The 14,537-nt window shown below is 69.0% G+C and carries 11 protein-coding genes; 6 read left to right on the top strand and 5 right to left on the bottom strand.

Annotated elements, in window-relative coordinates:
* Position 1 precedes the first annotated feature (1 nt).
* On the bottom strand, positions 2-1,276 hold the full coding sequence (locus LJ725_RS12680) for an MFS transporter (protein WP_230551030.1): 1,275 nt from the start codon (positions 1,274-1,276) through the stop codon (positions 2-4).
* Between the two features lie 451 nt (positions 1,277-1,727).
* On the opposite strand from LJ725_RS12680, the gene LJ725_RS12675 reads away from it, so the two are divergent.
* Together LJ725_RS12675 and LJ725_RS12670 are read left to right on the top strand one after the other, a co-directional pair.
* Positions 1,728-1,919: a hypothetical protein gene (locus tag LJ725_RS12675; protein ID WP_230551029.1), complete on the top strand. Its 192-nt coding sequence runs from the start codon at positions 1,728-1,730 to the stop codon at positions 1,917-1,919.
* 128 nt (positions 1,920-2,047) lie between these two features.
* Entirely contained in the window at positions 2,048-2,563 is a 516-nt protein-coding gene (locus tag LJ725_RS12670; RefSeq protein ID WP_230551028.1) for a DUF4136 domain-containing protein, read from the top strand.
* Here the strand turns inward: LJ725_RS12670 and LJ725_RS12665 are convergent.
* Complete coding sequence (locus LJ725_RS12665; protein WP_230551027.1) at positions 2,550-3,431, bottom strand: hypothetical protein; 882 nt, start codon at positions 3,429-3,431, stop codon at positions 2,550-2,552. The genes LJ725_RS12670 and LJ725_RS12665 overlap by 14 nt on opposite strands.
* A gap of 146 nt (positions 3,432-3,577) precedes the next feature.
* On the opposite strand from LJ725_RS12665, the gene LJ725_RS12660 reads away from it, so the two are divergent.
* Positions 3,578-4,756 carry an efflux RND transporter periplasmic adaptor subunit gene (locus tag LJ725_RS12660; protein WP_230551026.1) on the top strand — a complete coding sequence of 393 codons (1,179 nt, stop codon included), beginning with the start codon at positions 3,578-3,580 and terminating at the stop codon, positions 4,754-4,756.
* Positions 4,757-4,759: 3 nt separating this feature from the next.
* Entirely contained in the window at positions 4,760-7,906 is a 3,147-nt protein-coding gene (locus LJ725_RS12655) for an efflux RND transporter permease subunit (RefSeq protein WP_230551025.1), read from the top strand.
* A gap of 75 nt (positions 7,907-7,981) precedes the next feature.
* Here the strand turns inward: LJ725_RS12655 and LJ725_RS12650 are convergent, their stop codons facing one another.
* From LJ725_RS12650 to LJ725_RS12640, 3 genes are all read right to left on the bottom strand, one after another.
* The gene (locus LJ725_RS12650) at positions 7,982-9,490 is read right to left on the bottom strand and encodes a phospholipase D-like domain-containing protein (protein WP_230551024.1); all 1,509 of its coding nucleotides are present in this window, start codon (positions 9,488-9,490) and stop codon (positions 7,982-7,984) included.
* Positions 9,491-9,724: 234 nt separating this feature from the next.
* On the bottom strand, positions 9,725-10,234 hold the full coding sequence (locus LJ725_RS12645; protein ID WP_230551023.1) for a hypothetical protein: 510 nt from the start codon (positions 10,232-10,234) through the stop codon (positions 9,725-9,727).
* A 105-nt stretch (positions 10,235-10,339) separates the two neighbouring features.
* Positions 10,340-11,569 (bottom strand): cation:proton antiporter, encoded by a 1,230-nt coding sequence (locus LJ725_RS12640; RefSeq protein ID WP_230551022.1) that lies wholly within the window; start codon positions 11,567-11,569, stop codon positions 10,340-10,342.
* A 200-nt stretch (positions 11,570-11,769) separates the two neighbouring features.
* Here LJ725_RS12640 and LJ725_RS12635 point away from each other — a divergent pair, with 200 nt between their 5' ends.
* Positions 11,770-13,479, top strand: a complete 1,710-nt coding sequence (locus LJ725_RS12635; protein ID WP_230551021.1) for an N-acyl-D-amino-acid deacylase family protein — start codon at positions 11,770-11,772, stop codon at positions 13,477-13,479.
* Between the two features lie 67 nt (positions 13,480-13,546).
* A complete protein-coding gene (locus LJ725_RS12630; RefSeq protein ID WP_230551020.1) occupies positions 13,547-14,320 on the top strand; it encodes a potassium channel family protein in 774 nt (257 codons plus the stop codon).
* Positions 14,321-14,537: the final 217 nt, after the last annotated feature.

The raw sequence follows: 14,537 nt of genomic DNA, 5'->3' as shown, positions 1-14,537 counted from the left end.
GTCAGGGCTTGAGTGCCGCCTGCCGCGCGCGCAGTTCGTCGCTGGGGCGGACGTCGCGCGACCGGCTGTAGATGGTCACGGCGACCAGCAGCACCACGACCATGAAGCCGAACAGGCTGCGGTACGCTTCCTCCGAACGCGCACCGTCGGGCAAAGGCGGGAAGGCGCCGACGATCACACCCGACAGGCTCTGCATGCAGGCGACGCCCAGCATCACGCTGGTGTTCATGGTGGCGATGCCGCGGCCGATCAGCCGGTCGGGGAAGGTGCCGCGCCCGTGGGTCATCACCATGGTGCTCGACGCGCTCAGGAATCCGATGCCGACGATGGCGGCCATGGCGACCCAGAGCGGCGCATTGGCCCACAGCGCCAAGGTGGCGAGGATGGCGGCGATCAGCAGGGTGCCGGTGATGGCGATGCGCTTGCGCGTGTCGAACACGCGGTCGAGCGGGCTGATGGTCAGCATGCCGATCTGGTAGGCGATCACCGCGACCAGCAGCACGTTGCCCGATTCGACGCGGCTGAGCCCATGGACCTCTCGCAGGAACGGGCCGCCCCACAGGCCCTGCACGGTGAAGGTGCAGGCATAGTTGCAGAAGTTGAGCGCGAGGATGAACTTGAGCTGCGGGTTCTTCAGCACCTCACCCAGACCGCGCATCATCTCCGCCGGCGTCTCGGTCTTGCGCTCGAGGAAGGGATGGCCCGGCGGCGCGTCGCGCACGATGGTCCAGACCGCGAGTGCCGTCAGCGCGGTGAAGACCACCATGATCCCGAACACGCCGCGCCAGCCGATCTCGCCGGTGCCCCAGGCGAGCGGCGTGGTGGCGAGCAGGTTGCCCAGCAGGCCGACCGACAGGACGATGCCCGCCAGCGTGGCGAAGCGGTCGGGCGGGAACCAGCGCGAGATCACCACCATGCTGCCGATCAGCATCACGCCGAAGCCCGCGCCCATCAGCGCGCGGCCCGCCAGCAGCTGCGGCCAGGCCGGCGCCAGGGTGAACAACGTCGCGCCGATCACCGCGACCACCAGCATGCCGGTCACCGTGCGGCGCGGCCCGTAGCGGTCGAACAGGAAGCCGCAGGGAATCTGCATCGCCGAGAAGCCGAAGAAGAAGGCGCCGGTCAGCGCGCCCAGCGCTTCCGGCCCGATGCCGAGGTCGCGCATCAGGTCGAGCCCGATCGTGACGTTGGCCGCGCGGAAGAAGTGGCTCGCGACATAGGCCGTCGCCAGCGTCGCCACGATGATGATGGCCTGCCGCCGGATGCTGGGCGACATCAGGAAGCGTTTCCTCGACTGTTCATTGCCATGACAGTGCTATCGACAGGGCACCGCCGCAATCGTGACGTTCCGCCCGCCGGATGTGACCTGACGTCGATGGCTGTGTGTCTAAGCAGGTAGGGTCCTTCGCTGTGCTCCAGGGCGGGGGTCACCCCGCCCGCGATGACAATTTTGTCGGGACAGGCGCACTGCGCCAGTCACCCCACCGGTGTCATGCTGAGCGCGGCGAAGGACCTTGTTCGGATGCGGCCATCGGCTATTTCGCTTGGAAGTCCCGGCGCGGTACACACGCACAGGCCATGAAGTCCCTCGAACCGCCGCCGTTGCGCATCCTCGAACGACTGGCGATCCATCCCTGGCTGATCGTCGGCGTCACCTGTGCTGGCGCGTTCACGCCGCGCCCGCCGGCCACGCCGCCTCGGCCGGTGGGCTGGTCAATCTCGGCCGCGTGCTGGGAAGCTGCCTCGGCGTCTCGGCCGCCTCGTCGATGCTGTCCTGGCGGCTCGGCCTGTCGCGCGCTGCCGACACGATGGGCCCGGCCTTCGTCGAGGCGGTGGCCGGCAGCCTGCTGGTGCTGGCCGCCTTTGCCGTCGTCGCCGGGGCTGCGTCGCTCGCGGTGCGCGGCGGCAATCACCCCTAGGCCCGGCGCGAGCCTCACGACGCGGCCTGCTAGGTCAGCTGCCCGGTGGTCACAACCGATACGAGTATAGAAATATTGTCACACAACCGATAAACAGCCTCCTGGTACCCCGAAGGGAAGGGCGAGGCATGGAACGGTTGGCTCGGCTGGGCGTCCTGGCATTGCTGATGTCGCTGGTTGCGGCCTGCGGCACGCCCGTGAGGACGGAATTCACGCCGTTCCACGATTTGCCCGACAGTCTGGCCGGCAAGACCTTCTTCATCGAGCCTGCCGAAGCCAGCCTCGCCTGGGCGACCCATGCCAACCAGCTCGCCGCAGGGTTCGAGGCCAAGGGATTGCGCCGGGTTACCACGCAGGCCGCCGCCGACTACGGCGTGATCTTCACGTATGAGGGCGAGCGCCCGCGTACCTGGTCGCGGGACGGCGCCGACGTCTCCTTCGACTTCCGCATGACCGTGGTCCTCATCGATCTCCGGAAGTCGAACGCCCGGAACGAGACGGTGAGGAGCTACGAAGCGACCGTCTACAGCACCGGCAGGCGGTCGGACATCAATGAAGTCGTGCCCTACATGATCCGCGCGACCTTCGCCGACTGGCCGGGCGCAAACGGGCGCAGCCAGAGACGATTGTTCAACGTCTATTGAGACCCGCCATCGCCACGGCGACGGTCTCGCGACGGCCGTTGCGGATCGCGAGATCGAGGACGTCGGCGCAGCGGTGCCCGCCCACTTCCAGCACGTCGTCGCGCTGGAGCATGCGTGTGAAGGTGGCGTCGAGCCGTCCGCGCGCCATCCAGGCCTCCTCGCCGAACTGGTCCTGCGCGAAACGCGACAGATAGGCGAAGGACATGGTGGCCGCCGGAATCGCGACCCGGGCGCCCAGGGCCTGCGCCCGCCGGTCGTCGGTGTGGTGGTTCTCGCCCGGCAGGCTGAACAGGCGCGATTTCTCCAGCGTCATCTCGATGCGGCGGGGCGGCAGGACGGTGCCGGGCTCCGCCGCGACGGGCGCCGACGGTCGTGGCGCAGCGGCGGACGGCGCGCCGTTGCCGCGGATGGCGCAGGCATGCTCGAACTGCGCGAGCGCCCGCCCATCGGCGTCGAAGAACGAGGCCCGCATCACGATGAAGTCGCGGCCCCGCCGTCGGTCCTTCGCGATCACGGCCACGTCGGCGCGCACCGGTCGTCCCAGCGCGAACGGGCGGCAGAAACGCGCGGTGCTCCTGGAATGCAGGAACGGCGTGCCGACCAGATGCGGATAGCGTTCCCGGAAGAGCTCGAAATGCCCGGCCTCCCCCGGCGCGCGCCGCAGGAAGCCCGACGGAAACCAGACATAGGTGGCGAGGAAGAGCGGATGGACGAGGCCGTCCGACGGATCGCCGACCCGCCAGCCGTCCGGGTCTTCGACCGCGTCGGCGAACTTGCGCACCTGCTCGATCGCAGGGTGGAAAAAGGTCGAGCCCAATGCCAGCGGCACGGGCAGTTCGTCGAAGCCGGGCGCGGCATTCGCCGTCATCGTCCGTCTCCCGGTCCGTCTGGCTTGATCTCGATCATGGCGAAGCGATATTGAAACGGGGATGCGTTATGTCCGCCCGGGTGACGAAGCCTGCAAGTGTCCGGGGCCGGTCGAGGGAAGGCTTCGACGTTTTCCGGAGTAGAACGATGATCCACTGGCCGCGCGTTCCCCGCAACGACACCGGAACGCCGCCGCGCGGCGGCCTGCGCCCGGCGGTGGTTGCCCTGGCGGGGCTGCTGGCATTCGCCCTGGCCCCGGCGGCCGGTGCCCAGACGAAGGCCGCGGACAACGCGCCGCCGGTCGTGCTGGTGCAGCCCGCCGAGCTGCGGCCGCTGGCGCCGCAGTCGGAATACATCGGCCGCATCGCGGTGTTCGACAAGGTCGAGGTGCGCGCCCGCGTGAAGGGCGTGCTCGGCAAGCGCGAGTTCGAGGACGGCGCCAAGGTGACGGAGGGCCAGCTGCTCTTCACCATCGATCCCGCGCCCTACCGCATTGCCGTCAACCAGAAGCGGGCGCTGCGCGACGGCGCGCAGGCGGCGCTGATCAACGCCGAGGCGCAGCTGAAGCGCGCCGCCGACCTGCTCAAGACCAACAACGTCTCGCAGGTCGCCTACGACCAGCGGCTGAGCGAGCAGCTGCAGGCCAAGGCCACGCTCGACGACGCCGAGGCCCAGCTCGAGGATGCCGAGCTGCAGCTTTCCTACACGAAGATCACCGCGCCAATCGCCGGCCTGATCGGCCGCGCCGCCGTCTCGCCGGGCAACATCGTCGGGCCGGAATCGGGCGTGCTGGCCACCATCGTGAACGAGCGGCAGATCCGCGTGCTGTTCTCGGTCTCGCAGGCCGAGCTGCTGAACGTGCGGCGCGACCTGCGCGCCGGCGAGCACCTGCCGGTGCGGCTGCGCCTGGCCGACGGCAAGCTCTACCCGGAGAAGGGCCGCGTCGACTTCATCGACGTCACGGTCGATCCCAACACCGACGGCCAGATGGCGCGCGCGGTGTTCGACAATGCCGACGAACTGCTGACCGACGGCCAGACGGTGCGGGTGATCGTCGAGGGCAACGAGCCGGCCAAGGTGCTGGTGGTGCCTCAGCCGGCGATGGCGATCGACCAGACCGGCCCCTATGTCTATGTCGTCGACGGCAAGGGCGTCGTCGAGCAGCGCCGCATCACCGTCGACTTCGTGCGCGACGGCATGATCGCGGTGGCGAGCGGCCTCAAGGCGGGCGACCGGGTGATCGTGCGCGGCCAGCAGCGCGTGCGCGCGGGCATGACCGTCGAGACGCAGGCCGCGCCGGCCGCCGCCGACCAGCCGAAGCGCTGATCCATGGGCATCGCCTCGCTCTTCATCCGCCGCCCGCGGCTGGCCTTCGTCGTCTCCGCGATCATGGTGATCGCGGGCCTGCTGGCGCTGGGCAGCCTGCCGATCGCGCAGTTCCCCAACATCGTGCCGCCGGAAGTCACCGTCACGACCAGCTATGCCGGCGCCTCGGCCCAGGTGGTCGAGGAGAGCGTGGCGCAGATCATCGAGCGCAACGTCAACGGCGTCGAGAACATGATCTCGATGAAGTCGACCTCGGGCAGCGACGGCAGCTACAGCCTGAGCATCTACTTCAAGGTCGGCTCCAACCCGCAGGACCACACGGTCAACGTCAACAACCGCATCAACCGCGCCATGCCTCAGCTGCCCGACGAGGTGCAGCGCAACGGCGTGCTGGTGAAGAAGCAGTCCTCGGCGCTCCTGCAGGTGGTCGCGGTCTACTCGCCCAAGGGGACGCGCGACGCGCTGTTCCTGTCGAACTTCGCCACCATCAACGTGCTCGACGCCATGCAGCGCGTGCCGGGCGTTGGCTCGGCCGGCCTATTCGGCGGCCTCGACTACGCCATGCGCGTCTGGCTCGACCTCGACCGCATGTCGAGCCTCGGCGTCACCGCGCAGGACGTGGTGAAGGCGATCGAGGCCAAGAACATGCAGGCCGCGGTCGGCCGCGTCGGCGCCGCGCCGCTGCTCGACGGCGTCGACTTCCAGCTCAACATCACCGCCAAGGGGCGGCTCACCTCGGCCGAGGAGTTCGGCAACATCAGCGTGCGCGCCACGCCGGAGGGCGCGCTGCTGCGCATCCGCGACATCGGCCGGGTCGAGCTGGGCTCGGCCAATGCCGACGTCACAACGCGCTACAACGGCAAGCCGGCGGCCGGCATCCAGATCTACCAGCTGGCCGGCGCCAACGCGCTCGCCACCGCCGAGGGCGTCCGCAAGGTGCTGCAGGAGCTGCAGGACCGGCTGCCCGAGGACGTGGCCTTCGACGTCATGTACGACACCACCGTGTTCGTCGAGGCGACGATCCACAGCGTGGTGAAGACCCTGATCGAGGCCTTCGTGCTGGTGGCCCTCGTGGTCTTCCTGTTCCTCGGCAGCGTGCGCGCCACGCTCATTCCCATCATCGCCGTGCCGGTGGCGCTGGTCGGCACCTTCGCGGTGATGCAGGTGCTGGGCTTCTCGCTCAACACCGTGTCGCTGCTGGCGCTGGTGCTGGCCATCGGCATCGTGGTCGACGACGCCATCGTGGTGGTCGAGGCGGTCGAGCACACGCTGGAGAAGGAGCCCGGGCTCACGCCCGCCGAGGCCACCGAGAAGGCGATGGCCGAGGTCACGGCCCCGATCATCGCCATCACCCTGGTCCTGCTCTCGGTGTTCATCCCGACCGCCTTCATGCCGGGCATCGCGGGCAAGCTATACCAGCAGTTCGCGGTGACGATCTCGGTCGCCATGGTGATCTCGGCGATCAACGCGCTGTCGCTGTCGCCCGCGCTGTGCGCGCTGCTGCTCACCCGCCGCGGCGCGCCGCGCGGCCTGATGGCCCGTATCCAGCGCGGCCTCGACGCCACGCGCAACGGCTACCTGCGCGTCGCCGGCCCGCTGATCCGCCGCAGTCTGCTGGCGGTCGGCCTGGTCGGCCTGTTCGCGCTGGCGACCGGCGGGCTGCTGCGCGTCGTGCCCACCGGCTTCCTGCCCGACGAGGACCAGTCCTCCTTCATGGCCGAGATCCAGCTGCCCGACGCCGCCTCGACCAGCCGCACCCTGGAGGCGGTGATGCAGGTCGAGAACATGCTGCAGGGCCAGCCGTGGCTGCAGAACTTCTTCACCGTGAGCGGCAACAGCCTGCTCGACGGGCTGAACCTGCCCAACCGCGCCATGATGATCGTGTCGCTCAAGCCCTACGCCGAGCGTCCCGGCCGCGAGATGACGGCCTTCGCGGTGCTGGAGCGGCTGAACAGGGCGTTCGACCGCGTGGCGGTGGCCAACATCTATGCCTTCAACCCGCCGCCGATCGCGGGGCTGGGCAATTCCTCGGGCTTCGAGTTCGAGGTCCAGAGCCTCACCGGCGCACCGCCCGAGGAGATCGTGGCGGTGGCACGCGGCGTCATCAACGCGGCCCAGGCCGCGCCCGAGCTGGCGGGCGTCTTCACCACGTACAGCGCCTCGACGCCGCAGATCCGGCTTGAACTCGACCGCGACCGCGCCGAGACGCTGGGCGTCGCCATCCCCGACATCTTCGCCGCCCTGCAGACCGCGATGGGCAGCCGCAACGTCAACAACTTCAACATGTTCGGTCGCACCTGGACGGTGCGCGTGCAGGCGGACGCGCTCGACCGCCGCACCATCGAGGACGTGAAGCGGGTGCGCGTGCGCTCGTCGAGCGGCAAGCTGGTGCCGCTGCAGGCGATGGCGACGCTCGAACTCACGACGGCGCCCGCCACCATCAACCGCTACAACAACCTGCGCTCGGTGACGCTGAACGGCGCGCCCGCCGTGGGCTATTCATCGGGCGAGGCGATCGCGGCGATGGAGCGGGTGGCGCGCGCCAGCCTGCCGCCGGGCTATTCCTACCAGTGGGCCGGCACCGCGCAGCAGGAGAAGGAGGCGGGCAGCCAGACCGGCTTCGTGCTCGCGCTGGCGGTGCTGTTCGCCTACCTGTTCCTGGTGGGCCTCTACGAGAGCCTGGCGCTGCCGGTGGCGGCGCTGCTGTCGGTGATCGTCGGCCTGTTCGGTGCGCTGGCGGCGCTCTGGCTGACCGGCCTCGCCAACAACGTCTATGCCCAGATCGGCATCGTCGTGCTGATCGCGCTGGCGGCCAAGAACGCCATCCTGGTGATCGAGGTCGCCATGCACGAGCGGGCCGGCGGCAGCGATCCCGTAACGGCCGCCACCTCGGCCGCGGGGCAGCGCTTCCGCGCGGTGATGATGACGTCCTTCGCCTTCATCCTGGGCCTCGTGCCGCTGGTGATCGCCTCGGGCGCGGGTGCGGCGACCCAGCGCGCGGTCGGCACCGCCGTGTTCGGCGGCATGCTGGCGGCCTCCTGCCTCGGCATCTTCGTGATCCCCGGCCTCTACGTCGCCTTCGAGAAGATGCGCGGCGCCTTCCCGGCGCTGCTGCGTCTCCCGTTCCGCGGACGCAAGCGGCCGGGCTAGGGCGATCGGGTCTTTCCGAGCGAAGCAGAATCGCCTCCCCATTGGAATGCGGGCAGGGACCTTCCGCCTTGGCGTTCAGGCGCGCGAGCGGTGCTTGTGCAGGCGGTGGCGCATGCGGTCGGCGTGGGTGTGGAGATGGCGGCGCAGGCCGCGCAGCAGGCCGCCCTTGGACGTCGCCTCGAAGATCTCGCCGGGTCCCTCGGGATCGAGCACCTGGTTGTCGGCCAGCCAGGTCTCGACCTCGTGCAGGTCGAGGATCTCGTAGGGGCGCAGCGACCGGCCCTGGCCGCGCAGCGCCTCGACGGCGGCGATCAGCGAGCCCTTGCCGTCGACCGCTGCCGCCACCGCTTCGGCGGTCACGCCGAGATGCTCGGCCAGCAGCCTGTCGCGCAGCGCGCGGATGGTCGGCGCGGCACTCTCGTTGCCGGGCACGGCCGCGTCGAGGGTGACGTCGCATTCGGTGTCGAGGCGCATCGAGCGGTTGTTCATGTTGGACGAGCCCACATGCAGCACCTCGTCGTCGACGATCATCATCTTGGCGTGCACGTAGATCGGCTCGCCGGCCTGCGTGAACGGGTGATAGATGCGGAGCCGCGCGTGGCAATCGAGATGCTCCAGCGCCGCGTAGAGGCGCGCGCGCGCGGTATCCATCGCCACCGGCTCCAGCCAGCCCTGCGACTTGAACGGATTGACCAGCACGATCTCGGGCCCGTCGGCCTCCTCCAGTCGGTGGGCGATCGCCTCGGCGATGCGGCGCGACGCGAAATACTGGCTCTCGGCGTAGATGTACTTCCGGGCGCGGGCGATCAGCGCGAGATACGTCGCCTCGATCTCGCGCACCGGCGGGCCGCCATCGTCGCCCTCGGGCCGCGACCGGCTGATCGCCACCGAGACGTTGCGGAACTGCGCCTCGACGCCCTCCGGCCAGCAGTCGACGCCGCAGTCGACCGGTTCGAGTGCGTGGCCGCCCGCTGCCTGCCAGCGCTTGCGCGACAGCTCGCCCAGCGCCTGCGCCACCGGCCCCTCGAGGATCGAGGTCGTGTCGTGCCACGGCGCGTAGGGGCTGCCATCGGGTCCGACGCGGCGCGGGTCGCCGTCGCGATGCTCGGGCGTGTCCCAGCGGTTGCTGGTCATGTCGATGCCGCCGCAGAAGGCCAGGCAATCGTCGATCACGACGATCTTGTGATGGTGCGAGGCGCCCAGCGTCGAGGCGCCGTCGAGCCGCGTGTGGATGCGCGGATGGGCCATCCAGCGCATCAGCGTGAAGATCGTCGTGCCGCGGAACAGCGCCTTCAGCGCCCCGATGTTCCAGCGCAGCAGGAAGACTTCCAGCTCGGGATTGCGCTTCACCAGCCACAGCACGAACTCGCCCAGCGTGCGCGGCTCGCCCGGGAGGCGCTCGTCGGAGAGCGCGATGCGGGCGTCGAAGTCCCAGCCGATCAGCATGATGCGCTTGCGCGCCTTCAGCATCGCCTTGCGGCCGGCCTCGAAATAGGCGCCCGCGTCGACGATCAGCCCGGCGCGTGTCGCCGTCTCCCGCCGCCAGAACAGGTTTGGCGGGTCCGGACTTTCATTGTCTCTCATGGGCCCATCGTAGCGCATCTGGCAGTCGTTTTGGTGACGACGGGCCTGCCATCGGCAAGCGCGGCCCGGTGCCCCGACTCGAAGCCATGATATCCGGAGGCATGGCAACGAAGCGATGGCACGAAAAGTTCCTGTAGCTTGCGCGGCACGACAGGGAGGCCCGCAGGTTCCGCTACGGGCTCATCCGGCGCACGATCGATCTCGGGCGCTTCATCTTCATCGTGGCGCCCCGGTCTAGTTCGACCGGGCGGTGCAGGAGGCCAGTTCCCTGCGGCGGGCGGCGTCTTCGGTGGCGTGCCGGTCGACGGGCGTGCGGTTGCACCAGTGCATGTGCTGGACGATGTTCGAACTCCACCGCATCCCGTCGAAGGTGCAGCTCGATGAGAGCGCCTGGGCAAGCTCCAGCTGCGTGCGCGACCGGGCCACGTACTCGTTGCAGCTCTTGATCTGTACGGTGCCGAAATCTCCCCGGCACGTGATCAAGACGTTGCGGCGCGCCTCGTCCTCGCGGCCGCGCTCGCGCGCCGAGGCGCGCTTGCACCAGGCGGCATGGTCGGCCGGCTCGGCGCTCCAGCTCGGTCCCGAGACGCTACAGCCGGATGCCATCTGGACCTGGCTCATCGCCCGGGCGACGTAATCGGAACAGTTTTCGATCGAGAGACCGAACGTGCCCTGGCCGAAGGCCGGTCCGGCAATCAATAGTGTGAGGGAGGCAACGCTGCCCGCCAGGGCTCTGAGATTCATGCCGTCCTCCACCGTCGGGCGCGTGATGAGGCCTCCGCAGTCCGGCCGATGCCGCACACACAACGGTCCTTCGCCGTGCAAGTTCCGGCGGGCTGAGATCTTGCGTCAGCGCCCGCGGCGCTTGTCGATGAACCGCATTATCGGCGTGACGGTCGTGCCGTGCAGGGTGATCGAGACGAGGATCACCAGAGATACCGCGTTCCACAGCAGGTCCGCCTCCGCGAACGGCGCCCGGCCCAGCGCGAAGGCAATGTAATAGACGGACCCGATGCCGCGAATGCCGAAGAAGGCGATGATCGCCCGTTCCGGCGTGGGCTCCTTGCGGCCGAGCAGGCTGATCCAGGCGACCAGCGGCCTCACGACCAGCAGCGTGAGCGCGGCGAACCCGACCATCGCCCAGTCGGTGTTGCGCAACAGGCCGCCCTCCGCCAGCGCGCCGCCGAACAGCACGAGAAGCATCATCATCAGCAGGCGTTCGATCTGCTCGACGAAGTCGTGCAGCTTCTCGTGGTAGTGATGCCGCCGTTCGAAGCCGCGGAAGGCGACGGCGGACACGAAGACCGCCAGGAACCCGTAGCCGTGCGCCATCTCGGCGAGGCTGTAGGCGATCGCGGTGATGCCCAGCGCCACGAACCCGTCGCCGGTGCGCGAGAGCTTGGAGCGGTTGGGGAGACGGAAGGTCAGCCAGCCGAGGCCGCGGCCGACGGCGACCCCGACGGCGATCCCCGCCGCCAGCCGCCACCCCACGTCGAGCGTCACCCACTCCAGCCAGGACGCGTCGGCCGAGCTCACCGTCGCGAGCAGGATGGCAAGATGGACGAAAGGAAATGCCAGCCCGTCGTTCAGTCCGGCCTCGGCCGTCAGGGTGAAGCGCACCTCGTCTTCGCCGCCCTGGCCGGGCGGGCCGACCTGGACGTCGCTCGCCAGCACGGGATCGGTGGGCGAGAGCGCGGCGCCCAGCAGGAGCGCCGCGGCCAGCCCGACGCCTAGCAGCCCGTGCGCCAGCAGGGCGATGGCGACGATGGTGAGCGGCATGGCAACTCCCAGCAGCCGCCAGGTCAGGCCGGCGGTCGCCCAGGCCAGCGGCCGGTCGAGCTTGAGCCCCGCCCCCATCAACGCCACGATGACCACGGCTTCCGTCAGCCGTTCCGTCAGCTTGAGATGGGCCTGGGGCGAGGGCGCCTGCGCCTGGTCGAAGAGGCCGGTCAGCAGGGCGCCGACCGCGACACAGAAGATCGGCAGCGAAAGCGGCAGCTCCTTCAGCACCATGGGAAGCCATGCCGTCAGAAGCACGATCGCGCCGAAGCCGGCGAGCATCACGATATAGGGGTCCATGATCCTCGCTCGGGACCGAAGTCCGGGGCCGCGAAATTGCGGACCCCAACGTGCAAACCCGAGCGTCGTTCCGCCGTCGGTTCGATACCGATCCATCCACGACGCGGAAATGCCGCGAATTGAGGCGGTACAACCTCACGCTTCTCGCGGAGAATGGCGGCCAAACGCACTCGAAGTGCCGCACGCTCCGGGAGGATTGCATGTTCGATCTGGTCGTCACGAATGCCGACATGGCCGACGGTCTGGGCAACCCGCTGCGCAAGTTGGACGTCGCGGTGAAGGACGGCCGCATCGCCGCCATCGGCCGCGATCTCGGGCCGGCGCGCGAGACGGTGGACGCGACGGGTCTGGTGCTGGCGCCCGGGGTGATCGACGTGCACACCCACTACGACGCGCAGCTCACCTGGGACTCTACGGCCTCGCCATCGCCGGCGCTGGGCGTCACGACGGTGGTGATCGGCAATTGCGGGTTCGGCATTGCACCCGCGACGCCAGCCACGCGTGACACGCTGCTGAAGAACCTCTCCGAGGTCGAGGCGATGTCGCTCGACGCGCTGCGCGAGGGTGTGGACTGGCAGTTCGACGATTTCGGAAGCTATCTCGACTTCATCGCCCGGCGCGGCGTCACGCCCAACGTCGCCTCCTTCTGCTCGCACTCGGCGCTGCGCACCGTGGTGATGGGCGACGCGGGCTCCGAGCGCGAGGCGACGGCGGATGAGCTGGCGAAGATGTCCTCGCTGTTCGACGAGGCGCTGGCGGCCGGCGCGATCGGGCTCGGCTCCTCCACTTTCGAGAACCACAACGGCTATGGCGGCATCCCGGTGCCCTCGCGCCTGGCCAGCGACGACGAGTTCCGCGCGCTGGCGCGCGTGATGGCGCGGCACGGCCACGGCGTCACCATGGCGACCTGCGGCCAGCGCTCGACCATTCCCTTCATGGAGGAACTGGCCCGGCTCTCCGGCCGGCCGGTGATCTACTGCCCGCTGCTCGACTATCCGACCAGGCCCGAGCATGCGCCGGGGATCTCCGCCGCCTGCGCCGAGGCGCGCACGCGCGGCCACGCGGTCTATGCCCAGGCCTCGTGCCAGCCACTCAACATGAACTTCGGGCTGCTCAACGCCTACATGCTGCAGACCATTGCGCCGTGGCCCAAGGCCGGCGACAAGGCACAGCATCGCGCGCTGTTCGTCGATCCTGCCTTTCGCGCCGCCTTCAAGACGTCGCTGGCGACGCCGGTCGAGGGCGGCCGCATCTTCAACGGCACCTGGCACCTGATGGAAGTGGCCGTGTCGCCGACCGAACCCGCCCTGGAGGGCCGCACCATCGAGGACATCGCGCGCGAGCGCGGCATCGATCCGGTGGACGCGCTGCTCGACATCGGCCTCGCCGACGATCTCGAGACGACCTTCATCGTGCGGCTGCTGAACGTCGACGAGAAGCGTGTCGGCGATCTCATCGCGGACGACGGCAACCTGATCAGCCTGTCCGACGCCGGCGCGCATCTGACGCTGTTCTGCGACGCGGGCTACGCCATGCACCTGCTCGGCCGCTGGGTGCGCGAGCTCGGCCGCTTCAGCCTGCCGCACGCCATCCGCAAGCTGACCGGCGATCCGGCCCACATCTACGGCATCGTCGACCGCGGCCGCATCGAGGTCGGTGCCTGGGCCGACCTCATGCTGTTCGATCCGGCGACCATCCATGTCAGCCGCACCCGCCGCGTCGCCGACCTTCCGGCCGGCGCCAACCGCCTGATCCGCAGCGCTCCCGGCCTCAAGGGCGTGTGGGTCAACGGCGTCCAGGTCTTCGACGGCGAGGACTATGTGAAGGTGACGCCGCCCGGGCAGGTCCTGCGCTCCTTCAGCACCGCCCCGCCCACGCTCGCGATGCCGACGGCGCAGGCCGCGGGGTAGTCGTCGCGCGGCGGAGTCGTTTCCACCCGCCCGGTGCCCCGAACCCTCGGCCATGATATCTGGAGGAATGGCAACGACGTCATTGCGCGAGAAGTTCCGGGATCTCTATTTCGGCGACGGCCCGGAGGCGCGACGGTTTCGTTACGGTCTCGTCGCCTTCGACATCGCCACCATCGGCGTGTTCCTGCTGGCGCCGTTCGGCGGGCAGCAGCCCTGGATGATCGCGCTCGATCTCGCGCTGGGCGTCCTGCTGTCCGTCGAGTTCGCGGCCCGGCTGTGGGTCCAGCGCCGGCCGATGCGCCACCTGTTCAGCCTTACCTCGGCGGCCGACGTGATCGTGATCCTGTCGCTGCTGCTGCCGGTCTTCCTCGACAATCTCGCCTTCCTGCGCATCGCCCGCGCGCTGCGGCTGCTGCGCTCCTACCACCTGCTGCGCGACCTGCGGCACGATTCGGCCTGGTTCCGGCGCAACGAGGACATCATCCAGCGCACGGTCAATCTCGGCGTCTTCATCTTCATCGTGACGTCGGTGGTCTACGTCACCCAGCACAGCATCAACCCGCAGATCGCCAACTATGTCGACGCGCTCTACTTCACCATCACCACGCTGACGACCACCGGCTTCGGCGACATCACGCTCAAGACGCCCGGCGGCCGCCTGCTCGCCGTCATCATCATGGTGGTGGGCGTCGGCCTCTTCCTGCGCCTGCTGCAGGCCATCTTCCGACCCTACAAGGTCCGCTACGAATGCCCCTCCTGCGCGCTGCTGGTGCACGACATCGACGCGGTGCACTGCAAGCATTGCGGCATCGTGCTCAAGATCCCGAACGAGGGGATCTAGGGCCGCTTCGTCTCGGACTGACCCACGGACCTCATCCCGAGAGCCGGGCCGGAAATGAATGCACCAAAACAACAGGCTATGAAAAGCCCCTATGACCTCATCCTGAGCGACCGTCGTGAGGGTCAAGCGTTTGCCCATGGCTTTTTGTCCCTGAGGATTGCGTTGAGGATGGTCACGAGCTTGCGCATGCAGGCGACGATGGCGACCTTTGCGGGCT

The sequence above is a fragment of the Reyranella aquatilis genome (assembly GCF_020880995.1).
In the GTDB taxonomy this organism is placed as follows: domain Bacteria; phylum Pseudomonadota; class Alphaproteobacteria; order Reyranellales; family Reyranellaceae; genus Reyranella; species Reyranella aquatilis.
Note: the sequence above shows the minus strand (reverse complement) of the source record. Positions and strands in the feature narration are given on the sequence as shown.

Bases quoted from the DNA above. Each gene is read 5' to 3' on its own strand.
- LJ725_RS12680 (WP_230551030.1), bottom strand. From the start codon at position 1,276: ATGTCGCCCAGCATCCGGCGGCAGGCCATCATCATCGTGGCGACGCTG.
- LJ725_RS12670 (WP_230551028.1), top strand. From the start codon at position 2,048: ATGGAACGGTTGGCTCGGCTGGGCGTCCTGGCATTGCTGATGTCGCTG.
- LJ725_RS12665 (WP_230551027.1), bottom strand. From the start codon at position 3,431: ATGACGGCGAATGCCGCGCCCGGCTTCGACGAACTGCCCGTGCCGCTG.
- LJ725_RS12660 (WP_230551026.1), top strand. From the start codon at position 3,578: ATGATCCACTGGCCGCGCGTTCCCCGCAACGACACCGGAACGCCGCCG.
- LJ725_RS12655 (WP_230551025.1), top strand. From the start codon at position 4,760: ATGGGCATCGCCTCGCTCTTCATCCGCCGCCCGCGGCTGGCCTTCGTC.
- LJ725_RS12650 (WP_230551024.1), bottom strand. From the start codon at position 9,490: ATGAGAGACAATGAAAGTCCGGACCCGCCAAACCTGTTCTGGCGGCGG.
- LJ725_RS12645 (WP_230551023.1), bottom strand. From the start codon at position 10,234: ATGAATCTCAGAGCCCTGGCGGGCAGCGTTGCCTCCCTCACACTATTG.
- LJ725_RS12640 (WP_230551022.1), bottom strand. From the start codon at position 11,569: ATGGACCCCTATATCGTGATGCTCGCCGGCTTCGGCGCGATCGTGCTT.
- LJ725_RS12635 (WP_230551021.1), top strand. From the start codon at position 11,770: ATGTTCGATCTGGTCGTCACGAATGCCGACATGGCCGACGGTCTGGGC.
- LJ725_RS12630 (WP_230551020.1), top strand. From the start codon at position 13,547: ATGGCAACGACGTCATTGCGCGAGAAGTTCCGGGATCTCTATTTCGGC.